The following is a 23,892-nucleotide window of genomic DNA, read 5'->3' as shown; positions in this document are numbered from 1 at the left end:
AAGGTGAAAGAATTTGAGCCATCTACCATCCTATGGACCTTTGGTTTAAACATTCGCCTAAATCAATTACTTTTGACCCGTGAATAGCGGCGGCAAGTATCTTCTGTCTTTGTTTACCCGTTATGCTCTATAGAACTTACTAAAAGAGAAGATTATGTTTGACATGTTCGGGATGATGAATAAGGTGAAGGAGATGCAGGCCAAGATGAAAGAGGCCCAGGATAATCTCAAGCACATAAGGGTGTCTGCTGAGGCCGGCGGCGGCATGGTGAAAGCCACGGCCAGCGGCGATCGGCGGTTACTGAAGGTAGAGTTCGATGAGACCCTCATGAACCCCAATGACAAGGAAATGCTCGCTGATCTGGTGGTAGCCGCGGTTAACAAAGCCCTGGACGAGGCCGGCGAGCGCGCCAAAGAGGAAATCAAAAAGAACACCGAAGGCATGCTGCCCAACATCCCGGGTTTAGATCTGAGCAACTTTGGATTATAGTACGCCCACCGTGGCGGTGGTTATCCTCAATTGGAATGGCCGCCGTTGGTTAGAACAGTTTTTACCCTCGGTGCTGCAGCACAGCGCCAAGGCCCAAATAGTGGTGGCCGACAATGCCTCCGCAGATGACTCCCTTCCTTTTCTCCGGCAGCACTACCCGCAGGTAAGAACCATTGCCCTGCCGGAAAACTACGGGTTCTGCGAAGGCTACAATCAGGCCCTCCGCCAGGTAGAGGCTACGTACTACGTACTCCTCAATTCAGACGTAGAGGTAACGGCCAATTGGCTCCAGACCATGGTGGACCTGTTGGAGAAGAATCCGCAGATCGCCGCCTGCCAACCTAAAATCAAATCTTTCCATCAACGCACCCACTTTGAGTACGCCGGCGCAGCGGGCGGTTTCCTGGATGCCTACGGATACCCCTTCTGCCGCGGCCGTTTGTTTAACACCCTGGAGGAAGACCGCGGACAGTACGATGACGTGCGGCCTGTTTTTTGGGCTACCGGTGCCTGCCTTTTCATCAGGTCAAGCGCCTATTGGCAAGCCGGCGGCCTGGAGTCAAGGTTCTTTGCGCACATGGAGGAGATTGACCTTTGCTGGCGCCTGCAGAACCTGGGCCACCAGATCTATTACCAGGGCCACAGCACCGTGTACCACGTAGGCGGCGGCACCCTGCCTAAGGCTAATCCCAGGAAGACTTTCCTCAACTTCAGGAACGGCGCGGCGCTCCTCTACAAGAACCTGGCCGAGGAAGAACTAAACAAAGTCTTGTACACCCGCCTGGTGCTGGATGGCGTGGCGGCGGCCCAGTTTCTGCTGAAAGGCCAGATAAAGGAGGTGCAGGCCATCTATAAAGCCCACCGCAGTTTCTTCTCTGAAATGAAGTTCTGGAAAGAGAAAAGAAAGGAAAACCCGGTGCATAAACCCACGGCACAGCTTACCGGCTGGAGCCCACAGAGCGTGGTCTGGCAGTATTTCGTGAAAGGGAAAAAGGAATTCAGGGCATTAAACGTCCCAGACAGTGCTACGCTCCCGGCGTAAGTGCTTGCGTACGTTAAGCCAGAAAGCCATGATCAGGTACACCAGGACAGGCGAGCCGAACGTTAGGAAAGAGAGGTAAATGAAATAAAGCCTGATGCTGCTGGTAGCGAAGCCTAACTTTTCCCCTACTTTGGTGCAAACTCCAAAGGCTTGGCTTTCCAGGAAATACTGAATATTTTTCATGGTGTGAAAAGTTAAACTCCTAAGATAATAAATTTACAATTTCTACCGTAACTTTCCCATTGCTAAGGATTCAATTTTGAGTCTAATAACGTTTCTATACGTTTCTTGTTGTAGTTAAGATATGCCTTTCGTGAATCCCCGTATAAATTCATTTCTCAGTCTTTTCCTTTTACTGCTTCTTTTTACCGGCTGTACCCTTTCCAGATTCGCCAAGAAGGTGGAGAAAGGCCAGACCATTACCGCCCAGCCCAGTGTGCTCATGGTGCGCGGTAACCAGGTTCCGGTAGAGGTGCAGGCGCAATTACCCAAAAACCTGCTGAGAGATGATTACCGCTACGGCATAAGGGTGTTCTACAAAGCCGAAAAAGGCGTAGAGGAGCACGTGGGCTCTTTAGGATTCGATTTCGGGAACTACAATTTCGTGGATGGCAAACCCACCATGGGCAGCTCTTTTGCCTTCCCGTACACGCCGTCCAAAATAAGGGGCCAACTCATGGCCCAAGGCGTAGTCACCGATCCCAAAGGACGCAAGCGGTTCACCAAGTCCAAGGTTTTAGCCGAGGGCATCATCACCACGCCCCAGTTGATCCAAACCGTGCACGCACCGGCCTACGTACCGGAGAATTTCAAGAACGAGGCTCCTGGGCCGCTGAAGTTCCCCATATATTTTGACCAAGGCCTGGCCACCCTGCGCCAAGGGTACGGCACCAACCTGCAGTTACTGGAGGATTTTATCAAAACGAACCAGAAAACCCAGAAAATAGAGATCCTGGCCATGCACTCCCCCGATCAGGTGGAGACCACCACCCGCAACCTAGCCTCCCGCAGAGCCGTGGCCGTGGAGCGGTTCATCAAACAGAAAATAGAGACCGAGGTGTACAACAACACCGTAGCAGACATCAAATTCAACTTACGCACGCTGCAGAAAAACTGGGCCGCGTTTTTGGGCCGCGTGCAGAACTCGGCCATGCCCGAGGAGCAGGTGCAGCAAATCCTGGACATTGTGAACGGACCCGGCTCCTTTGAGGAGAAAGAAGAGAAACTGCAGGCGGTTCCCTCCTATGACTACCTGGAGACGTACGTGTACCCCGTGCTGCGCTACGCCGAAGTGACCATTAACTACCAGCCCAACCTGCGCCGCGACTACGAGATCTACCTTCTGGCCAAGAAAATAGTGGAGAATCGCGCCAACGCAGATGCCCTCTCCGCCGACGAGATGCAGTACGCCGCCACCCTCACGCCCCTGCTCGCCGAGAAAAAGAAAATCTATGAGTCTGCGGTGGAGACCTACATGAACTGGCAGTCTTTGAACAACCTGGGCATGGTGTTCTATGAGCAGGCGCAGAAGGAGATGCGACCCAAAGTAAAACAGAATTTATTAGCCAGCGCCATCCTGAACCTACGGTACGCCGCCCATCGCAAACCAGACGCCCAGCAGTTTTATAACCTGGCCGTAGCCCACCACCAGCACGGAGATGTGCTGGAAGCGCTGCAAAGCTATGACTACGCCATCCGGTTGGGTGGTCCGCTTCCCGTGCTGCAACAGGTCTTCACCGACAAAGCCGCCCTGGAACTGAGCGTGGGCCAGTACGATGATGCCGTGCGCAGCCTTTCCTACGCTGGTAAAGGCTACGCCGCCCAGTTCAACATGACCCTCCTCTACTTCCTGAAAGAAAACTACGAGGGCGCCGCCGAGCTGGGAGAGAAACTGCTAGTGGAGTATCCGCAGGATGCCAATACCCATTACCTCATGGCCGTGATAGGCGCCCGCAGCCAGAAGGAAGCCCTGATGGCCCAGCACCTGAAACTGGCCGTGAAAGCCAAACCCGTGCTGGCCGGCAAAGCCATTGATGACCTGGAGTTCAAACAGTACCACAAATCGGCGGCATTCGCTGAGGCCCTGAGACCATAGAACCCATTTTAGGCCTGTTTTGAGAAAATAGGGCCCAAAACAGAAACCTTGTTGTAACTTGCCGCCCAAGACAGATGCGTTTTTTTATTTGTGCGGCATGTCTTAATTTTACCCTTTAGATAGACGTAGATAAATCTTACTATGCGAACCATACAATTCAGAGAGGCATTGCGTGAGGCAATGAGCGAAGAAATGCGCCGCGACCCAAAGGTGTTCCTGATGGGCGAGGAAGTTGCCGAGTACAATGGTGCCTACAAAGTGAGCCAGGGCATGCTGGACGAGTTTGGACCTGAGCGCGTGATTGACACCCCTATTGCCGAGCTGGGCTTTGCCGGTATCGGGGTAGGTGCCGCCATGAACGGACTTCGTCCCATCATTGAGTTCATGACCTTCAACTTCTCTCTCGTAGCTATTGACCAGGTGATCAACTCGGCCGCCAAAATCATGTCTATGTCTGGCGGGCAGTACTCTGCCCCTATGGTGTTCAGAGGGCCAACCGGTAACGCCGGTATGCTGTCTTCGCAGCACTCTCAGAACTTTGAGAACTGGTACGCCAACACCCCAGGCCTGAAAGTAGTGGTTCCTTCTAACCCCTATGACGCCAAAGGCCTCCTGAAATCAGCCATCCGCGACAATGATCCCGTGATCTTCATGGAGTCTGAGTTGATGTACGGCGACAAAGGCGAAGTCCCGGAAGAAGAATACCTCATTCCCATTGGCGTAGCTGATATCAAGCGCCCAGGCAAAGACGTAACCATTGTGTCCTTCGGGAAAATGGTGAAGCTGGTGCTGCAGGCCGCCGAGGAACTGGCCAAAGACGGCGTGGACGCTGAGGTGATTGACCTGCGTTCTGTTCGCCCGATTGACTACAAAGCCATAATTGAGTCTGTAAAGAAAACCAACCGCCTGGTGGTGGTGGAAGAAGCATGGCCGCTGGCCTCTATCTCTTCTGAGATCGCTTTCCACGTACAGCACAATGCTTTTGATTACCTTGATGCCCCGGTGAAACGCGTAACCGCCCGCGACGTTCCGTTGCCTTACGCGCCAACCCTCATTGAGGCTTCCCTGCCCAACGTGAAGCGCGTGATCCAAGCCGTGAAAGACGTGACTTACGCCAAAGCGTAAGCCTTCACACAATAAATCGCCGGAGCCGACCTTTATAGAAATGGTCGGCTCTTGCATTTACCGGCGTTTTGTGCCTGATTTGCTTAAAAGAGCCCTTAAACAGGATGTTCCAGAATAGATTACCAGCCTTTTTTGCCTCCGTGGTTCTGCTCCTGGGAACGGTGGTCGCCTGTACCGAGACTTCCCAGCTGGAGGAAGTAGTCAAACCCGTACCCGTTGAGAAAACTGATGGGTTCCCGCGGGTGCCGGTGAAAGTAGACACGGTTCTCACCCTTAGAGTGCTTTACCGCCCAGAAAACGGCTGCGGCCGCTACTCCAGGGTAGACTCTGTAAAAACCACCCAGCAAACTGACATCCAGATCTTCGCGGCCTATCCTATTGAGGAACAGAACGCCATCTGCGCCGATGTGTCTAACCTGAATTCCTTTACTTTTCGGTTCAGGACCACCACGCCGGGCGTGCACCGTTTCAGGTTCTGGCAAGCCGATAACAAGTACCTCCTGGATTCTGTGGTGGTGAAATAGCAGATCAGGTCAGAAACTCATATAAAACCTGGGCCTCGGTTTTAGCGCTGTTTTTCTTAAAACATGGCTAAAACCGAGGCCCAGGTTTTATCTTTATCCAGAGATTACGCCAAGGTTAGGCGGGCGATGTAATGGTCATCTTCTTCCTGCAGGAGCAGTTCAGCGGTGAAGCCAGCCTCCTGGGCGTATTCCTGCAGAAGGTCAAAGCTGATGAAAAGCCAGGGGAAAGGCTCGGTGCGTTCCTGTCCAAATTCCATCATATAAGTGAGTTCCCCGTAATAAGCGCCGTTCAAATCCAGCAGCACAGATCCGTCTTCCTCCTCATACAGGTACAGGATATCAGATGATTCCAGCAGAATCTGTCCGCCAGGCGCCAGCCATTTTTTGCAGGTATCAAGGAAATGCGGCAAGCCTTCTAGCGTACCAGCTATACCAACGCCGTTCATGAGCAGCAGCAGCGTATCATGGGGCGTAGGAGGCAAGGAAAAGAAATCGCCATGGATCACGTTCCTTACGCCGCGGGCTTTCTGCACTTCTGCAGCCCTAGCCGATATCTCCAACGCCGTTACCTCCAGACCTTTTTCCTGCAAGGCCAATGCATGCGAACCGGCCCCTGCCCCCACGTCCAGCACCCGGCCGCGGGCTTCGGAGAGCGCGAACTGCTCCCGTTCCGGCATCTCTGCGAACTCCCGGAAAAGATAGGCGGCGGGCAGTTCATCGGCTTCCATCTGGTTTGAGTATACCGTGACCGCCGCGTCTTTTCTGCCTTCCCAATATGCCTTGATGGCCCCTCCTATGGGATCTGGTGTGTCTAACTCCATACTGTAAATCTAAAAACCAAAATTACACATTCTGCCCCAGCTAACGGCAGGTTTTGTACCAGAAGCCCGCCAGCAGCCCTACAGACTAGTAAACACGGGACTTTAACGAGGATTATACCCCATTCACCGAAAATTGGTAAGGGAAGGATATAAATTCAAGAATTTGAAACCTATTTCCCTTAGGAGCACCTATGCGCTGGAGAGGAATAAACCTTATGTAAAGTTGGGGCACAACATCTCCAATTTGTACCATAAAACTTCCCCTTACACTTCTTACATGGAGGAGTAAGGAAAGATAAAACAGAAAAGGCCGGAGAAAAACGCATGTTTTCCTTTAGCCGCCACGCATAAAGCATACATAACTTAAGTACCGGGTAGCGCCGTATCCTCTATCTTTGAGGTTGACTTTAGCCACCTAAGGCCTCCCCCCTGAGAGGTAAACCTATGAAACTAATCACTACCATCTATACCGCCATTGGGTTAATATTGGTCATGCTATGCATTGTAACGATAGGCTATATCCACCAGACCCGGAAGGTGAAGAACAGTATTGAAGACGTTCTTTACACCTCCAGCGTCATTAGGGAGGGTGAGCGCGCCCAGAAACTGATCCTGGACCTGGAAACCGGCCTGCGGGGTTATCTGCTTACGGGTCAGCACGCGTTTCTGGAGCCTTACCACCGGGGAAAAACCGAGTTTGAGGTTAGCATGAGAAAGCTTGACTCGCTTACGGAGTCGTACCCAGAGCAGAATGCATTGGTGCATGGGATAAAAAATGATGCTGATGTGTGGCTGAACTCGTTTGCCGCCCCGCTGCTGCAAAGCAAAGCCCGCGAAAGACTCAGCGCCGTTGACAAAGCCCAATATGATTCCCTTTTCAACAACACCGTGCAACTGGGAATAGGCAAGAGCCTCATGGACAAAGCCCGTGGCCGCTTTGATAAAATCAGGGACCAGGAGGAACGCATTAAAGAAGATCGTGTAAAGGGATTGAATGCCTCCCTCATCAGAACAAACGAAATTGCCGTGGGCCTTACCCTACTGTCTATTATTGCGGGTGGGTTTATGGCCTATCTTTTGGGAACAACCATCAAAAGAAGGTTCAAGCGCATGAATGAACTGGCCCACAGTATTGCCCAAGGCGATTACAGCGTTTCATTAGAAGACAAGCGCAATGATGAAATCAGTAGCCTTACCAAATCATTAAACGTGATGGCCGCCAAACTACAGAACAGTTTCACCCACCTCACCAAGATGAACAAGGAACTGGACCAGTTCGCCTACGTGGTTTCCCATGACCTGAAAGCCCCTTTGCGGGCCATCAATAACCTGGCCGAGTGGATTGGGGAAGACCTGCAGACCCAGGACCCGGATATCATCAAGAACCTCTCTATCCTGCGGGGACGGGTACACCGGATGGAAAACCTCATCAACGGTATCCTAGCGTACTCCCGGGTGGGCCGGCAGTCCCTGCCCTCTACGCGCTTCTCAGTGCAGGACCTCTTGAAGGAAACGTTGGAAAACCTGGCGCCTCCGGCCAGCTTTGAGATCAAAACGCTTACACCGCTGCCCACACTCACCGGGGAACGCACCCTCTTTTACCAGGTGCTCTCTAACCTGCTCAGCAACGCCTTCAAGTACCACCACACCCAGAACGGCAGCATAGAGATACAGGCCAAAGAGTTACCGGGCTTCTACCAGTTTGAGATCAAAGACGACGGCCCTGGCATACCCAAAGAATACCAGACCAAGGTCTTCGGGATTTTCCAGACCATGGAAGCGCGTGATGTGAAGGAAAGCACCGGCGTGGGGCTTTCCATTGTGAAAAAGATAGTGGAAGAGAAAGGCGGCCAGATTTGGATTGAATCTGAGAAAGGGCAAGGCACCACCTTTGTGTTTACCTGGCCCAAGGCGCAAGTGACAAACCAAACGACAACCTCATACTACCATGATGGAGCAAAAGCATAACTGCCAGCAACAGTTAGAGGACCTGCGGAAAGAATACGAGGAGTTCGCCTACATCGTGTCCCATGACCTGAAGGCTCCCCTGCGGGCGATCAGCAACCTATCAGCATGGATAAAGGAAGATATGGGTGATAACCTGGAGCCTGATATCCAGAACAACATCCGCTTGCTGCAGAACCGCACCGACCGCATGGAACGGATGATTAACGGCCTGCTGGACTTCTCCCGCGTGCCCCGCTTCGATCTGGAAATACGGGAAGTAAACGTTCAGGAAATGGTAGCGCAGCTGGCCGCCCAATTTCAAGAGCAGCATTCCCTCATTTTGCACGCAAATCACCTGCCAACTCTTACCACCTACGCCCGAAAACTGGAGACCGTGTTCCAGCATCTGCTCCAGAATGCCGTCACTTACAATGAAAACCAGACCCGCGAGATTTGGGTGGAGGCCACCGAGGCGGAAAACACTTACCAATTCCGGGTAAAGGACAACGGCATTGGGATCTTGGCAGACGCGCGGGAAAAGGTGTTCAGGATGTTCTATACCGTTCAGCCCAAAGACCAGCAGGAATCATTGGGCGTGGGCCTCACCATCACCCGCAAGATCATTCAGTTTGTAGGCGGCACCCTGGAACTGCGTTCAGAGCCGGGCCAAGGCACGGAAATTACCTTTACCTGGCCAAAAACAGTATAATAGCATTTTATATAAACCATTTCATTCAGCCTAACCCACGGACCTATGCACAAGCCCAGCCATTTTTCAGAATCTGGAGTTGACCAGAGTTCCGGTTACAGAGACAACATGGAAGACAAAGAAGTAAATATCCTTCTGGTAGAAGACGACGAGGTAGACATCATGAACGTGCAGCGGGCCTTCAAAAAAAATAACATCACCAATCCGCTGCACATTGCCCATAACGGTCTGGAGGCCCTAGAGATGCTCAGGGAGGGTGCCATTCCCATGCCGCCTATCATCATTCTGGACATTAACATGCCCAAGATGAACGGCATTGAGTTCCTGCAGGAACTGCGCAAAGACCCGTCCTTGAACCGCATCAGCGTATTTGTGATGACCACCTCTAACGAAGACAGTGACAAAATCAACGCCTACAACTTCAATGTGGCAGGCTACATTCTGAAACCGCTTTCGTTTGAGAAATTCCTGACTTCAGTGGCCACCTTGAACAGATATTGGAAATTGTGCGAGCGGCCCTAAGAAGAGTGCAAATTTGTTTGTATTTTTAGATTCTCCCCCTGCTTACCTCTAACTCAAAAGTTTTGAAAACGAACCAAGCCCATATACTCTTAGTGGAGGATGATCCGCAGGATGTTGCCGCCACCAAACGTGCTTTCCTGGCGCAAGGTGTTGAAAGCCCCATGCATGTGGCTGCCAACGGGAAAATTGCCTTGGATATGTTGCAAGGCAGGGGAACGCCTGCGCTACATCCGGTTCCCCGGATTATCATCCTGGACCTGGACCTCCCTGAGATGGGCGGTCTGGAGTTCCTGAAGGAGCTCAGGAAAGACGAGAAACTCAAGTCCTGCAGTGTTTTCGTGATGACCGGCCAAAGCTCTGAGAAGGACGTTCTGGAGGCGTATGACCTGAATGTGGCCGGCTACATTGTGAAGCCTATTCAGTACGATTCTTTTCTGGAAGCCATCGCTACCCTGAATTCATTTTTAAACCTGATTGAACTCCCTAACTAACGACTTTCCACCCCCATGGAGCCCGCAGTAAAACTTTTGATTGTAGACGACGATGAAGTAGACCGGATGATCATAAAAAGGTCTCTCCGAACCGCCAAGGTAGAAGCTTCCATCACCAACGCCGCCCTGGGCATGGAAGCCCTGGAGGCGCTGGAAAAGCAAACCTTTGATTTCATCTTTATTGATTTCATGCTGCCAGACATGAACGGTCTGGAACTGCTGCAGCAGATCAGGGAGAAAGGCATCACCACCCCCGTGCAGATTGTCACCTCGCAGGGCGATGAGCGCATTGCCGTGGAAGCAATCAAAACCGGGGCTTCAGACTACCTGCCCAAAACCCTGCTTACCCCAGAAGGCATTTCCCAGAGCATCAGAAGCGCCATAAGGCTGCACCGGATTGAGCAGGAAAGGCTACAGACCCAGGAGCAACTGGCCGGCACGCAAAAGCAACTGGAAACGGTGATCAACGGGGCTCCTATCATCCTGTGGGCCGCCGATCAGGACGGCATCATCACCATGGCCCGCGGTAAAGGCCTCACCCTCATCGGGAAAGTGGAATCACAGTCGGTGGGCTCGTCTATTTATGAAATCTACGGGGCATACCCTAATTTTCTTACCTGTGTAAGGCGCTCCATCCAGGGGTACCAGGCCAAATGCACCATCAACATCAGCGGTGTCTGGTTTGACTGCCTTTTCCTTCCCTTGAAAGACACGCACGGAACACCAGGTGGCGTCATTGGGGTGGCCTATGACATTACCGAGCGAATCCTAATTGAAGAGGAACTCAAGAAAGCCAAAGATGAAGCCCTGAGCATGGCCCGGGTCAAAGAACAGTTCCTGGCCAACATGAGCCACGAGATCCGTACGCCAATGAACGGGATTCTGGGCCTGAGCGAAGTACTCGCCAAGACGCCCATGGACGAGAACCAGCGTGAATACCTGCAGGGCATCCACACCTCGGCCAACAACCTCATGGTGATAATCAATGACCTGCTGGACTTCTCTAAGATAGAGGCCGGCAAAATCACCTTTGAGATCATTCCCTTTGACCTGAAACAACTCATCAAACAGCTGCTGGATGTCTTGGAGATCAGGGCCAAAGAACGCAAAAACGCCTTGAAGCTGCTTATAGACCAGGATATTCCGGCCATGGTGGAGGGCGACCCGTTCCGGCTGAGCCAGATTCTCAACAACCTACTGGGCAACGCGATCAAGTTCACCGAGGGGGGCACAGTGCGGCTTAACGTGGAAGTCATTACGCAGGAAGATGACCAGCTGCAACTGGAGTTCACGGTGAAAGACACGGGCATCGGCATTCCGGAGGAAAAACTGCAGACCATCTTTGAGAAATTCACCCAGGGCAGCAATGATACCACCCGCCGGTTTGGGGGAACTGGACTAGGCCTTTCCATAGCTAAAGAACTGGTAGAAGCGCAAGGCGGCCAGATATCCGTGGAGAGTACACTCAACGTGGGCAGCACTTTCCGTTTTGTGCTTCCTTTCAGAAAAGTAACCGGAAAACCCGACCAATACGCCAGAACCGCGCAACTTCCCTCCCACAATACGCAGCTGCTCCGGCACGCCCGGGTACTCCTGGCCGAAGACAACGCGGTAAACCAGATGCTGGTGACCAAGGTGTTGCGGGACCATGAAATAGAAGTAACAGTAGTGAACAATGGCCGCGAAGCCCTGAACTTGCTCGCCCAAGAGACTTTTGACTTGATCCTGATGGACATGCAAATGCCTGAGCTGGACGGGTACGAGGCCATGCAGTATATAAGAGAGCACCTGCCCGCCTGCCAGGAGATTCCCATCATTGCATTGACGGCGCATGCCTCTGAGGGTGAGTTCAAAAAGTGCCTGGCCGCCGGCGCCAATTCCTACATCTCCAAACCCTTCAAAGCCGAGGAGCTGCTGCAGGAAATTTCCGGTTTGCTCCAAGCCGGAGGTAAAGAGGAAGAAATAGACCGATCTGTTGGCCAAGCCCAGGAGGTGCGCATAGACCTGTCTTACCTGGAGAACTTCGCTAACGGCAACGTTGAGTTCATGCGTGACATTCTGCGGCTCTTCATTGAACAGACGCCCAAGTTGGTGCAGGAATTAACCAGGGCCGTTTCGCTCTCCAACTGGAACGAAACCAGGACCCTTGCCCACAAAATCAAGCCGTCTATTGCCTTGGTTGGTATCCGGGAACTGGAGGACCTGAACAACACCATTGAGCAGTTTGCCTTGAACCGCACCAACACCGAGCAGATTCCGGCGCTGGTGCAGCAAATGGTGCTGTTGGTGAACCGGTCTGTCCAGCAACTCAAAAAAGAGCTGGAAAGCCTGCAAGGGAAGTTGGTTTAATCTGCCCTCACCTGTTAAGTGGCTGTTTTCATGAAATCGGCCCCTAAATAGGTTCTACCCAAAAAACTTACGCCATGAACCACCAGCTGCAATCCTCTTTCCAGCACCTTGAAAAACAGCGCGAGGAGTTCAGTGCGTGGGTACAAAAAGCCCCGGCCGACAGGCAGCACCGCAAACCGACTCCGGATCAATGGTCGGCGGCGCAGTTGCTGTATCACCTGGCCAGGGTAGACCAGCAGGTGGTCCTGGGCCTGGAGAAAAGATTAGGGAGCGGAAAAGCTTTGCGCCCCATGCGGCTGGGCACCAAGGTGCGGTCTTTTCTTCTGAACCTTTTTCTGAGGCTGCCTATCAAATTCAAAGCGCCGCCCGCGGTGAGCGAGGTGCCCGAGGAAGTGCAGATTTCAGACGTGATTAAAGAATGGGGAGAAACCCGCGCCCGGCTCCTGGCCATTGTATCCACATTTCCAGAAGATCAGCTTAACCGGGAGGTGTTTTTCCATCCGCGTTCTGGCATGATTACCCTTCCGCAGACGCTCCGGTTTATGATTGAGCACACCGAGCACCACCGTCGGCAGATGCTCCGGCTTCTTTCTTAACCTTCCTTTCTTATCTTTGCAGCCCTTTTGCCGTAATCTGGCATAATCTTACTTATTTAACCTTTACCCTCATGGCTGATACCTCGTCCAAAGAAAACTTCATGCGCGAAGCCATCCGGCTTTCTATTGATAAAATGAAAGAAGGCAAAGGCGGACCGTTTGGTGCGGTGGTGGTGAAAAACGGCGAGATCATCGCCCGTGGCTTCAACAATGTGACCTCCAGTAACGACCCCACGGCCCACGCCGAGGTAGATGCCATCCGGAAGGCCTGCCAGGCATTGGGTACTTTCCAGTTAGCCGGCTGCGAGCTCTACACCAGCTGCGAACCCTGCCCTATGTGCCTGGGCGCCATCTACTGGGCCCGCCCCGACAAAGTGTATTTCGGCAACACCAAAGCAGACGCCGCCGCCATCGGGTTCGATGACGCCTTCATCTACGAGGAACTGGAACTCCCCCTCCACTCCCGCTCCCTGCCCATGGAACAACTCCTGCGCGACGAAGCGTTGGAAGGCTTCAAAGAATGGGAAAAGCACGAAAGCCGCACGGATTATTAGTTGTAATTTGGTGATTGTCAAGGAGGCACCTATCTGGTAACTTCAGCTTAACTATTTTGAAGCTGGCAGGATTCCGGGAATGCTGATCAAAGGCAGACCACCAAAGAGGCCATCCAACACCAAATGAAAACGAGAAAGGCTGGTAAACGCATTTACCAGCCTTTCTCGTTTTGGGCCTGTTTTATAGAAATCAGCCTTAAAACGGATCCCTTAAGTATCAGCCTAAGAGATTTTTCCGCCGTAGTTAAAAGCAGTACCCAAGCTCCTGACTATGAAAAAGAACCTTTTTACTCCCCTATTCTATTTTGCTTTCCTTTTGCTGGTTTCCTGCGGCGGTAACAACACAGACTCCAACGTGACGGCACCCGGGGCGGAGAAAAACCCCAAATCCAAAGTGCTGGAGGCCGGCGCCGATCTGCTGCAGAAAAAGTCGCCCATCTCCAAGATAAACATGTACCTGGACGGCTTCCATTTCTACAACGGCAACCTGCAGGGCCAGATGGAGGCACACCATTACGTGACCCAGGTGAACGAAGACCTTCACCAGGCCCTGATGTACGACGGCAACGGACCCAACGCCAAACTGATGGGTGTGGAGTACATCATCTCAGAGAGGCTGTTCAAAAAGTTGCCCCTGGAGGAACGCAAACTCTGGCACAGCCACTCGTACGAGGTAAAATCCGGGGAACTGATCGCGCCGGGCATCCCCGATGTGGCGGAGCATGAGCTCATGGAAAAACTGGTGAGCACCTACGGAAAGGTCATCCACACCTGGCACACCGACCGGGACCTGGAACTTCCCTTAGGCAGCCCGATGATCATGATGGGCTTCACCAAAGACGGGCAGTTAAAAAAGGAACTGGTGGCAGACCGGGACAAGCGTTTCGGGATCTCCACCGCTGATAAACGGAAACAGCGCGCGGATATTCCCATGCCCCAAGTGGTGGTTGGCGCCAATGCCTGGGAAAAAGGCGAGGTCCGCCAACTACAGATCACGAACAAATATGAAGCCCCCGAGCACCAGCACTAACAGCGTTTTAAGGCTGATTTTCTAAAAACAGGCTCTAAACAGGACCTTACCGCGGCGGATAAATCTGGAACTGTCCGCTGCAATGTAGCAGGCTCATCAGGTAGAGCAATCCTCCGTAATAGCGGTCTCCCAAGGTATGCGGCACGGGCAGATTCCAGAGTGCCTCCACAAATTCCTTTGCCACCGGATGCGTTGCGGCCAGGCTAACGGTGGCGTTTGTAGAAACCAAGCCCGCGGAAGGCCCGGGACTTACCTTTTTCCCGTCAAGGGTGTAGATGTGGCCATAGGATGAAAGCCCCTCGCTGGCAAAGAAGGTTTGTATTCTGTTACTGAGTTCCACTTCCCGCTGGTCTTTCTGCCACCAGGCCCAGTCCACGCTCCAGTTCATGGCCGTGCGCCACGAATCATAGGCGAAATGGTGCGAGTTGGGGTTGAACGGCGTGGTCACTGGTTTCCCGTCAAAGTGGGCGTAATCCGGAGCTAGGCCGGTCACCGGGTGCGTGGTTTTCTGGAAATAGGCCCGGCTGGTATCGGCGGCGGCTTTCCAAAATGCACGGTCTGGCTGAGGTCCCCATAGGGCCCATAATTCATAGAAAGCCGGCAGGTGGTACGATGGGTCAGAGAACTTGCGGCCCTGGTTCGTGGGAACAAACAGAATCATTTTGTGCTGCTCGTTCACCATAGGGCCTGAGGTCTGCGGCCCGAATTTGGTCGTACCCGAAATCTCCGGGTGATGGCGCATGGTGGTAAGGATCTTGTCAGCCCAGGCTTTGTAGTTATAGATGCCTTGGCCGTTGCCCCACCTTCCGGAAGCAAAATACAGTGCAGTCACAAAGTATTCTTCCCCATCCGGCGCCGGTCCTTCTGAGTTGCGGGTGCCATCCGGCTTCACGGACCAGGCAAAGTACCCTTCCGAAGGGTGTCCCGGCTGGTCCATATACATGTGCGAAAGGGCGTAGTTCCAAAGCGCGTCAAACTCGGCTTTCTTGTCCATCTGCACCGAGATCATCATCCCGTAAGACATGCCTTCGCTACGAACATCCTTATTGTAGACGTCATAAATATAGGCCAGCGGACCGCGCTCATTCTGCCCCGCATTAAAGTAAATGGATTGCGTAGCCGAGTCGCCCTGAAACAACTGCTGGTAGCCTGCCTGAATTTTCCGTTTGATTTCCTCCTCTGAATGGCCGTTCTCTTTGAACAGATTCCGGTACTGCTTTGTAGCATAGACACCCTTGCCGAATTTCTCTTTCTGGCTGGTAGACAATGAGGTGCTTTCTTTCGGCGCACAGGAAGTAAACAAACCTGCAAAAGCTGTAAACGCCAAAGCAGTAGTCCAAGCACGAGCTTTCATCATTTGTCTTGTTCTTAAGAGAAGGTTGATATAAGGAATTGAAAGATACTCTTATTTTCCTATTGATGTGCTAGCGCTAGAATTTGGATGGACATCCTGAGGGAGTGAAATACGAAATTGACTGCTGCACGCATATCGTCCCCCTCATAAGGAGGTAGGGGGATGACCAATTGGCATGAAGAACCGTTCAACTTCTGCTGAGTGCAAGGGCAACCACAAGGGATTGCCCCTACATATTGGGAATGCGGGAGACCTGCACAAGTAGTCATCCCCCTACCCCTTCAAAGGGGAACGATATGCGTTCTTGCTTTATGGGAGAATGCGGCTCTTTGGTAATGAAGCTACCTTATACATTAGAAGGACAGATATGATGGCAGGTACCAACCCTGTTTTCAACCTACTTTCCTGAAAACAGCCCTTAAAGATAAAGGCCCGAACCAAATTGGCTCGGGCCTTTTTTATCACGCTGGCTGATTTTATAACAATCAGCAATCAACAATTAATTACCGGCGTCCCATCATGTTGCCCAGTTTGGCAAGGCCGCCTTTGGTGCCGGCCATTTTGTTCATGCTGCGCATCATCTTACGCATGTCATTGAACTGCTTCATGAGGTTATTCACCTGCTGGATGTTGGTGCCTGATCCTTTGGCGATACGGTTACGGCGGCTTCCGCTGATCATATCCGGGTTCTGACGCTCTTCTTTGGTCATGGATTTGATGATGGCCTCAATGGGTTTGAAGGCGCTCTCGTCAATTTCCACGTCTTTCAGCATTTTGCTCACGCCCGGGATCATGCCTACCAGGTCTTTGATATCACCCATCCGCTTGATCTGCTCCAACTGAGACAAGAAGTCATCAAAGTTGAACTGGTTCTTGCGGATGTTCTTGTTGATACGCTTGGCTTCCTCCTCATCGAAGGTCTGCTGCGCGCGCTCCACCAGGGAGATCACGTCACCCATCCCCAGGATACGCTGGGCCATCCGGTCTGGATAGAACAGGTCTAGGGCCTCCATTTTCTCACCGGTAGAGATGAACTTGATCGGTTTCTCAACAACGGCTCTGATGGAAAGGGCGGCACCACCACGGGAGTCACCGTCCAGTTTGGTCAACACTACGCCATCAAAGTTAATGCGCTCGTTGAAGGTTTTGGCGGTGTTCACGGCATCCTGACCGGTCATGGAGTCTACCACAAACAAGGTCTCAGTAGGCTTAATGGCCTCCTTGATGTTGTAGATCTCTTGCATCATGGCCTCGTCCACGGCCAAACGGCCGGCGGTGTCAATAATGACTACTTTCTTGCCAGTACGCTTGGCATGTTCTACCGCGTTACGGGCGATGGACACCGGGTCTTTGGATTCGCGCTCAGCGTAGAACTCCACGCCTACCTGGTCAGCCAGAACGTTCAGCTGGTCAATCGCGGCGGGGCGGTATACGTCGCAGGCGGCAACCATCACGCCTTTTCCCTGTCTTTTCAGGAAACTGGCCAGTTTACCGGTGAACGTGGTTTTACCAGATCCTTGCAGACCGGCAATCAAAACAATAGCCGGAGAGCCGTTGATGTTAATGTCTTTCTTCTCGCCACCCATCAACTCGGTGAGTTCTTCGTGCACGATCTTCACCATCAGCTGGCCCGGTGACACGGCAATCAGCACGTCGCGGCCCATGGCCTCGTCTTTGATTTTGTCGGTCACGGTTTTGGCCACCTTGTAGTTCACGTCGGCATCCACCAGCGCGCGGCGCACCTCTTTGATGGTCTGGGCAACGTTGATCTCGGTGATGCTGCCTTGCCCCTTCAGGGTTTTGAAGGCGCGGTCCAGCTTGGTACTTAAATTCTCAAACATGTGTGGTATATGACTGAGTTAGATATTTTTCAAGGATTGACAAAGACAAAAATAAGGAGAATTTGCGGAAGTTCACCATCTTTTACCCGTAGGTGCGTATATTCGGACTTAACTATACAGCGGTGAGCGCAACCTGTTTTTGCCTTGTTTTCCCTAAAACAACCCAAAAGCAGTTTACGTTCGCTCAATAGATTCTATTACCTGAAGTTTAAAGCCCTTGAAATCACCGGTTATCACAACTCCCCAGCATGCTTTATTGATTACCTACTACTGGCCGCCGTCTGGCGGGGCCGGCGTGCAGCGCTGCCTCAAGTTTGTAAAGCACCTGCCCGAGTTTGGGGTAACGCCTACTGTGATCACCGTGGATGAGAAACAGGCCTCCTACCCGGTGCTGGACCAGACGTTGACCGCAGAGGTGCCCGCCGGGGTGAAGGTGATCAGGACCGCCACGCGCGAACCGTTTGAGTTCTATAAGAAGATCACGGGCAAGAAAGACATTCCCTTCGGCGGGTTCGCCAACACGGGCGGGGAAACCTGGAAGCAGAAGCTGTTCAAGTTCCTGCGCGGCAACCTGTTCATCCCCGATCCCCGGGTGGGCTGGAACCGCTACGCCTTCGCGGCGGCACAGAAAGCCCTGGCCGCCCAGTCCGTGAAAGCCATTGTCACCTCTAGTCCGCCGCACTCCACGCAGCTCATCGGGCTGAAACTGAAAAAGAAATACAACCTCCGGTGGATTGCCGACATGCGCGACCCCTGGACCGATATCTACTATTACCAGGATCTGAACCACACCGCCTTGGCCCAGAAACTGGACGCCAAATACGAGCGCGAGGTGCTGGAGCAGGCCGATGCCGTGGTGGTGGTCTCAGAGGATATGAAGCGCCTGTTCCTGAACAAATCCGCGAATATCAATCCTAAGAAGATCCACGTGATTCCCAACGGCTACGATGAGGCCGATTTCGTGCACCCGTCCACACCGTCATCAGAGGAATTCATCATCACCTACACCGGCACGCTCACCGAGGCCTATAACGTGATCGGGTTTTTCCAGGCGCTTTGCGAGACTATGACCCGCAATCCGCTCATGCGCTACCGGTTGCGGTTCGTGGGTAAGGTATCGGCGGAGGTGCGTCGTCAGATTGAGGAGGCCGGTTTGCCCCTCATCACCGAGTACATTGACTACGTGCCTCACGATGAGTCCATCAAATACCTCATGGCCAGCACCGTGCTGTTTATGGCCATTCCGGACGTGGAGAACAACCATGGCATCCTCACTGGCAAGCTGTTTGAGTACATGGCCGCGAACAAGCCCATTATCTGCATCGGGCCCGTGCACGGCGACGCCGACAAGATCCTGGACGAGTGTGGCGCGGGCCGGGTTTTCCATTACGCCGGCTACGACCTCATGGTGGATTACCTCATGCAAATGACCAAGAACTGGAAAATCAACCACAACCTGGACCTGCCCATCATCAACTACACCCAGTACTCGCGCCGCTCGCTCACCGAGCAACTTGCCAAACTGATAAACGGCTGAGCCGCTTTTTTTTAGGGCCGTTTTTCTAAAAACGGCCCTAAAACCTATACCAGAACCAGAAAAAGCATCGTTTTCAGCCCGTGAACAGCATTTTTGAATACGTCCTTTTTCATTTCCAGCGGCTGTACCATGTGCCCTCACCGCTGGAGGTAAGTTATGGTCAGGACGGCAAAAGCCGAACCCAAGTAACTGCCACCTCCAGCACTTTCTTCGGGCGGGAACTGCCCCACCCCGTGCAAACCGTCTGGAAAGAATGGCAAGGCACCAAGATCCCCCTCTTCTTTGACGAAACTCCGGACGAGCCCTGGTTTACCCAGAACGAGCAGGGACAAGTGGTGGTGCACTATGACCTAGTGGCCTCGGCATTTTACCTATTGAGCGGCTGGCAGGAATTCTACGGCAAAGACCGCGATGAATTCAACCGTTTCCCGTACCGGGCCTCGCAACAAAACCGCCACCGGTTCATCACCAAACCCCTGGTCAATTATTATCTAGAGATTTTGAAGGAAGCGGTGGAACTTGCCTACGGACAGGAAATCAAGCCTCGCCTTTTGGACGGAAACGCCTTTGTCACCTGCCTCACCCATGACATTGACTATTGCCAAAGCGCCTGGAAAGTGGCCGGGAAACCAGCCCTGAAAAAGGGGAATCTAAGTTTGTTCCTGAAGTTGGCGCAGCAGAAAATCACCGGCCAAGATGCCTGGTTTAACCTGTCCAAGGTGGAACAGGAACTGCAAAAACTCAACGCCCAAGGCACCTTTTTCTTCCTTCCCGAGGCCAAGCCCTTTGATGGCCACCCCAACGCCGACTATGACGTTGCTGACCCCAAAATCCTAAGGGAAATCAAACGTCTGGCAGCGGCGGGCCACGAGATTGGCGTGCACGGCAGCCACGGCACCGGCGCCAAAGCCCGCCAACTACAGACCGAGGTGGAGAAGCTGCTCCTGCCCGTCACCGGAAACCGGTTCCATTACCTGCGCTTTGACCCCGTGAAAACGCCTGCGGTGCTGGAGGAGCTAGGTTTTGCCTATGACAGCACCCTGGGGTTCCCCGAGCATTATGGTTTCAGGAACAGCTACTGCCACCCTTTCCGGCTGTTCAACTTCAAGAACCGAAGCATGTCGCCCACCTGGGAATTGCCCCTGAACCTGATGGACGTGACCCTGAACCACCCTAAGTATATGCAGTTGCAGCCGCATGAGGTGTTGCCCGCCATCACGCCCATGCTGGAGGAAATTATCCATTTTCATGGCGTTTTCACGCTTTTGTGGCACAACGAGAATTTTAGCCTGTACGGCATGGGAGGCGGTTTGCACCTGTTCCGGGAGATCACCTCTTTCCTGCAGAAGCGCCAGAGCGGCTTCTCTACCGCTCAGAAAGTAATCAGCAAAATGCAGTAGCGCTGCGCCAAAGTCAATTTTACGGGCCATAGCGAAAGCCACCGCAGAAGCTGCTATTTTTGCCTTTCGGGCCGATGCTGTTTTAGCCTCTTTTTATAAAAACGGCCCCAAAACGCCGCACTCACTCCATGGATGTCATCCGCAAGCAGGGTTATCTGAATACCATCATCTCCACCGTAGGGATGGTCATCGGGTACCTGAATACAGTTTTAGTTCTCCCTTATTTCCTAGGCGACCCGGACAAGGTAGGGCTTACCCGATTTCTGCTGAGTGTTTCGCCCATGTTCGCGCAGTTTGCCGCGCTGGGGTTCACCAATACCAGCGCCCGGTTTTTCCCCTACTTCCGCGACCGCGACAAACAGCACAACGGCTTCCTGTTCCTCATGTTGGCCATTCCTATGCTGGGTTTCGCGGTGGTCACGGTGTTGTTTCTGTTGCTGAAACCGGCGGTATTTGAGCTGTACCGGGTCACCTCGCCGCTGGCGGTGGAGTACTATTACTACATCATCCCGCTCAGCTTTTTCACGCTCCTGTTCCTGCTGCTGGATGCCTACCTGCGATCGCTCTACAAAACCATCGTTCAGACCTTCCTGCAGGATTTTCTGGTGCGCATTTTCACTATGGTCTGCGCCGCGCTCTATTTCTGGGGCTGGATAGATTTCCAGTGGTTTGTGATTCTGTTCATCGCGGCCAACTCCAGCACGGCGCTGATCTGCATTGTGTATTTGCTGTGGCTCCGGCAGTTTTTTGTGCGGCCCGGCCGAAACATGTTCCAGATTGTGCCCATCAAAGAAGTGGTGCAGTACGGCTTGTATGCGTTCCTGGGCAATATCTCCGGCACCATCGTCACCTTCACCGATACGGCCATGATCATGATGTACCGGAGCCTGGCCGATGTGGCGTTCTACACCACGGGGTATTTTATCACCAGCGCCATCTTGGTGCCGTACCGGTCCATGAACAAAATTTTAAGTCCGCAGGTAGCCGATCTGTTCAAGTTGCAGGATATGCCCGCCCTGGCCCAACTCTACAAGAACATGACGCGCGTGAATCTGCTCATCGGATTGCTGCTGTTCCTGGGCATCTGGTGCAACGTGGACAATATCTTCGCGTTCATGCCCGCCGAGTACAGCGCCGGCCGCTACGTGATTTTGTTCATGGGCATCGCCCGCATTTTTGAGCTGGCCACCGGCCTCAACGCCATGATTCTGGTGACCTCGCACAAATACCGCTATGACCTGATCCTGAACGTGGTGATGGTGATCCTGGTCATCTTCACCAATTACCTGCTTATCCCTACCTACGGCATCAGCGGGGCCGCCTTCGCCTCCATGCTGGTGCTCATTTTCATCAATGTCTTCCGGGTGGTGTTTGTGGGCTATTTTTTCAAAATGCAGCCGTTTGGCTGGTACTCTCTTTTGCTGCTACTTATTGCCGGAGTAACTTACCTGGCCTCCTGGCTCCTGCCGCAGTTGCCTCCGATTTTCGGGGGTACGCCCTTGCTGGACATTGCCGTGCGGTCTCTCTTAATCACCGCCGTGTACGGTGGTCTGGCGATCGGGCTGAAGGTATCGCCGGAGTTGAATAACGGCATCAGGAAAACCTTGCTGCGTTTTGGATTGGCGAAATAGGTGGTAACGAGTACCTGTTCTGGTAACCGGAAAGTTATTTTTGGCTAATCAGCCGCGAAAGCAAAGTCAACAACTCCTGCTCTCTTCTTGTCTCTGGGTATTGCTCCACGAGGATGACCCTGGCTTTTTTACCGCGTTCAGCAAGATTGTCAGTAGAAAGGGCTTGTCTGATCAGTTGCTCCAATAAACCCACGTTTCTTTCCCGCAGCACAAAACCGCTATCGCCAATCAGATCAGGCATGGCGGCCACGTTGCTAACCACGGGCACGCAGCCGCACAGCATACTTTCACTTAAAGCATTTGGGAAGCCTTCTGACATGGAGAGTTGCATATAGAAGGTGTGGGCGCTGTAAACGGCTATCAGATCAGCCAAGGGCATCTTGGGCAGCAGCTTCACATTGGCCGGCTGGTTGGGGAAACGGAAACCGTCTGGCGCTCCTACAATGGTGAAAATCGCTTCCGGCACGCGGTGCGCTGCTTCCAGAAACAAATCCACACCTTTCAGGCGCTGGGTGAACCGCATGTCCAGTCCGGCGCAGACGGTCAGGAAAGTATTAGGGTGGCGGGTTACTCCCGGATCAGGTCTCCAGAAAGAGGCATCATACCCGTTGTACACCACCGTGTGCGGCGTCTTCAGATCGGGGCAATGGAACCGGAAGCCCTGGTGCGGGAAATCATTGGGTTGGTAGGTGTAGTCCTGCCACACCAGTTTTTCGTGCACCGGTGCTATATGAGTGGCCAACTCGTAAGACCATCGGGCGAACCGCCCTAAAAGTGGATTGGCAAAAACTCCGTACCCGATGCTGGGAAAGGCCACGCAGTCGGTGCCACCGGCCACGATGAGGCATGGTTTTCGGGTTATTTTCCCGAAAAGGGCCGGAAAATAGGAATGGTAGCCAGCGAACATGACCACCAGGGCCTGGGCTTGCCATATGTGGCGCAAAAGGAAAAGCACCTGCCACAGCCAGACCAGAGGCGTCTGCCACTTCTTCCTGGGTAGAAAACCCTGGTGGCGTACCTCGTACTGCCGTTCCATGAGCCGCAGGTCTTTCACCACGAAGGAGGACTGGGCCGGGTAGAAATAAAGCAGAACGGGTTTACGCGCGGACATGGAAAAACGGGCTTAAAACGCTACAGCCACTTAGAGGACAGATCCTGCAATTTGAGGTCCACTTTGGACTTGGATTGCACGGTTTCCGGCACCAGGCGCTGCTTCAGGATGATCCACTGGTAATCCTCTACCTGCGAGAACAGCGCGTAGCTCTCTAGTTTGTGCAGGTACAGGCCTGCCGCGTAGGTGTTGCGCAGGAGTTCATCGGTGTGGATGGGCTGGTCAATTACCTGCAACAGCTCCGGTTGATGCTCCCGCACCCAAGTCAGGTAAAGCGGGTGCGGAATGTTGATGGCCACCACCGATTTTTTGTGCAGATGGCGGGAAATCACCTGGAACAGGTTAGGGTGCTGCTCCAGCGGAATGTGTTCAATTACATCGGGCAGGACCACGAAATCGAACTTCTCGGGGCGGTTGAAGTCGGTCATGTCAGAGACGGCGAACTCCACGTGGTTGAACTGCTGGTTGAACCGGCGGGCCATGTCAATGCTTTTCGGGCTGATGTCTACGGCCAGCACTTTCCCCTGCGGCGTGGCTTTTCCCAGCAGGTGCGTCACGGTGCCAATACCGCAGCCAATCTCCAGTACCTTGGAATCAGCTTTGAGACCGGCGGCTTTCAGGTTCCTCAGGATAGTCCGGTGCCGGATGTGGATGCCCTTCTTGAACTGCTGCTCGGTATAGTCGTCGTAAAAATCAGATACTGACATGGGTTCTTCTCTGTGG

At 53.0% G+C, this 23,892-nt stretch carries 22 protein-coding genes; 16 read left to right on the top strand and 6 right to left on the bottom strand.

Annotated elements, in window-relative coordinates; translation table 11 throughout:
- The first annotated feature begins 154 nt into the window (after positions 1–154).
- A complete protein-coding gene (locus J3P35_RS10290) occupies positions 155–490 on the top strand; it encodes a YbaB/EbfC family nucleoid-associated protein (RefSeq protein ID WP_210464526.1) in 336 nt (111 codons plus the stop codon).
- Complete coding sequence (locus tag J3P35_RS10285; protein WP_246850149.1) at positions 480–1,532, top strand: glycosyltransferase family 2 protein; 1,053 nt, start codon at positions 480–482, stop codon at positions 1,530–1,532. The genes J3P35_RS10290 and J3P35_RS10285 overlap by 11 nt, the downstream gene beginning before the upstream one ends.
- Here the strand turns inward: J3P35_RS10285 and J3P35_RS10280 are convergent.
- Positions 1,497–1,715, bottom strand: coding sequence for a PspC domain-containing protein (locus J3P35_RS10280; RefSeq protein ID WP_210464525.1), 219 nt, complete (start codon positions 1,713–1,715; stop codon positions 1,497–1,499). The genes J3P35_RS10285 and J3P35_RS10280 overlap by 36 nt on opposite strands.
- Before the next feature lie 130 nt (positions 1,716–1,845).
- On the opposite strand from J3P35_RS10280, the gene J3P35_RS10275 reads away from it, so the two are divergent.
- The 3 genes from J3P35_RS10275 (at position 1,846) to J3P35_RS10265 (ending at position 5,276) form a co-directional block, all read left to right on the top strand.
- Complete coding sequence (locus J3P35_RS10275; RefSeq protein WP_210464524.1) at positions 1,846–3,627, top strand: tetratricopeptide repeat protein; 1,782 nt, start codon at positions 1,846–1,848, stop codon at positions 3,625–3,627.
- Between the two features lie 141 nt (positions 3,628–3,768).
- The gene (locus J3P35_RS10270; RefSeq protein ID WP_149091626.1) at positions 3,769–4,752 is read left to right on the top strand and encodes a pyruvate dehydrogenase complex E1 component subunit beta; all 984 of its coding nucleotides are present in this window, start codon (positions 3,769–3,771) and stop codon (positions 4,750–4,752) included.
- A gap of 104 nt (positions 4,753–4,856) precedes the next feature.
- Positions 4,857–5,276 carry a hypothetical protein gene (locus tag J3P35_RS10265; RefSeq protein WP_210464523.1) on the top strand — a complete coding sequence of 140 codons (420 nt, stop codon included), beginning with the start codon at positions 4,857–4,859 and terminating at the stop codon, positions 5,274–5,276.
- A gap of 104 nt (positions 5,277–5,380) precedes the next feature.
- Here J3P35_RS10265 and J3P35_RS10260 read toward each other — a convergent pair whose 3' ends face one another.
- The gene (locus tag J3P35_RS10260) at positions 5,381–6,097 is read right to left on the bottom strand and encodes a class I SAM-dependent methyltransferase (protein ID WP_210464522.1); all 717 of its coding nucleotides are present in this window, start codon (positions 6,095–6,097) and stop codon (positions 5,381–5,383) included.
- A gap of 444 nt (positions 6,098–6,541) precedes the next feature.
- On the opposite strand from J3P35_RS10260, the gene J3P35_RS10255 reads away from it, so the two are divergent.
- From J3P35_RS10255 to J3P35_RS10220, 8 genes are all read left to right on the top strand, one after another.
- Complete coding sequence (locus J3P35_RS10255) at positions 6,542–8,065, top strand: sensor histidine kinase (protein WP_210464521.1); 1,524 nt, start codon at positions 6,542–6,544, stop codon at positions 8,063–8,065.
- Positions 8,046–8,753 carry a sensor histidine kinase gene (locus J3P35_RS10250; protein WP_210464520.1) on the top strand — a complete coding sequence of 236 codons (708 nt, stop codon included), beginning with the start codon at positions 8,046–8,048 and terminating at the stop codon, positions 8,751–8,753. Before J3P35_RS10255 ends, J3P35_RS10250 begins: the two co-directional genes overlap by 20 nt.
- A gap of 45 nt (positions 8,754–8,798) precedes the next feature.
- On the top strand, positions 8,799–9,275 hold the full coding sequence (locus J3P35_RS10245) for a response regulator (protein WP_246850147.1): 477 nt from the start codon (positions 8,799–8,801) through the stop codon (positions 9,273–9,275).
- 62 nt (positions 9,276–9,337) lie between these two features.
- Positions 9,338–9,766 (top strand): response regulator, encoded by a 429-nt coding sequence (locus J3P35_RS10240; RefSeq protein ID WP_210464519.1) that lies wholly within the window; start codon positions 9,338–9,340, stop codon positions 9,764–9,766.
- Positions 9,767–9,781: 15 nt separating this feature from the next.
- Positions 9,782–12,115 (top strand): hybrid sensor histidine kinase/response regulator, encoded by a 2,334-nt coding sequence (locus J3P35_RS10235; protein ID WP_210464518.1) that lies wholly within the window; start codon positions 9,782–9,784, stop codon positions 12,113–12,115.
- A gap of 74 nt (positions 12,116–12,189) precedes the next feature.
- Positions 12,190–12,711 (top strand): DinB family protein, encoded by a 522-nt coding sequence (locus J3P35_RS10230; protein ID WP_210464517.1) that lies wholly within the window; start codon positions 12,190–12,192, stop codon positions 12,709–12,711.
- Between the two features lie 71 nt (positions 12,712–12,782).
- Positions 12,783–13,265 (top strand): nucleoside deaminase, encoded by a 483-nt coding sequence (locus tag J3P35_RS10225; protein WP_246850145.1) that lies wholly within the window; start codon positions 12,783–12,785, stop codon positions 13,263–13,265.
- Between the two features lie 271 nt (positions 13,266–13,536).
- Positions 13,537–14,295, top strand: coding sequence for an OBAP family protein (locus tag J3P35_RS10220; protein ID WP_210464516.1), 759 nt, complete (start codon positions 13,537–13,539; stop codon positions 14,293–14,295).
- A 46-nt stretch (positions 14,296–14,341) separates the two neighbouring features.
- Here the strand turns inward: J3P35_RS10220 and J3P35_RS10215 are convergent, their stop codons facing one another.
- A complete protein-coding gene (locus J3P35_RS10215) occupies positions 14,342–15,652 on the bottom strand; it encodes a glycosyl hydrolase family 8 (protein ID WP_210464515.1) in 1,311 nt (436 codons plus the stop codon).
- A gap of 500 nt (positions 15,653–16,152) precedes the next feature.
- Positions 16,153–17,490 carry a signal recognition particle protein gene (gene ffh / locus J3P35_RS10210; RefSeq protein ID WP_210464514.1) on the bottom strand — a complete coding sequence of 446 codons (1,338 nt, stop codon included), beginning with the start codon at positions 17,488–17,490 and terminating at the stop codon, positions 16,153–16,155.
- 217 nt (positions 17,491–17,707) lie between these two features.
- On the opposite strand from ffh, the gene J3P35_RS10205 reads away from it, so the two are divergent.
- From J3P35_RS10205 to J3P35_RS10195, 3 genes are all read left to right on the top strand, one after another.
- Positions 17,708–19,027, top strand: a complete 1,320-nt coding sequence (locus J3P35_RS10205; RefSeq protein WP_246850143.1) for a glycosyltransferase family 4 protein — start codon at positions 17,708–17,710, stop codon at positions 19,025–19,027.
- An 80-nt stretch (positions 19,028–19,107) separates the two neighbouring features.
- Positions 19,108–20,427 carry a polysaccharide deacetylase family protein gene (locus J3P35_RS10200; RefSeq protein ID WP_210464513.1) on the top strand — a complete coding sequence of 440 codons (1,320 nt, stop codon included), beginning with the start codon at positions 19,108–19,110 and terminating at the stop codon, positions 20,425–20,427.
- A 128-nt stretch (positions 20,428–20,555) separates the two neighbouring features.
- Positions 20,556–22,058 (top strand): oligosaccharide flippase family protein, encoded by a 1,503-nt coding sequence (locus J3P35_RS10195; protein WP_210464512.1) that lies wholly within the window; start codon positions 20,556–20,558, stop codon positions 22,056–22,058.
- Positions 22,059–22,092: 34 nt separating this feature from the next.
- Here J3P35_RS10195 and J3P35_RS10190 read toward each other — a convergent pair whose 3' ends face one another.
- Together J3P35_RS10190 and J3P35_RS10185 are read right to left on the bottom strand one after the other, a co-directional pair.
- Positions 22,093–23,169: a glycosyltransferase family 4 protein gene (locus tag J3P35_RS10190; RefSeq protein WP_210464511.1), complete on the bottom strand. Its 1,077-nt coding sequence runs from the start codon at positions 23,167–23,169 to the stop codon at positions 22,093–22,095.
- A gap of 20 nt (positions 23,170–23,189) precedes the next feature.
- A complete protein-coding gene (locus J3P35_RS10185; protein ID WP_210464510.1) occupies positions 23,190–23,876 on the bottom strand; it encodes a class I SAM-dependent methyltransferase in 687 nt (228 codons plus the stop codon).
- Positions 23,877–23,892: the final 16 nt, after the last annotated feature.

This window comes from Rufibacter roseolus, from assembly GCF_017916365.1.
In the GTDB taxonomy this organism is placed as follows: Bacteria; Bacteroidota; Bacteroidia; order Cytophagales; family Hymenobacteraceae; genus Nibribacter; species Nibribacter roseolus.
Note: the sequence above shows the minus strand (reverse complement) of the source record. Positions and strands in the feature narration are given on the sequence as shown.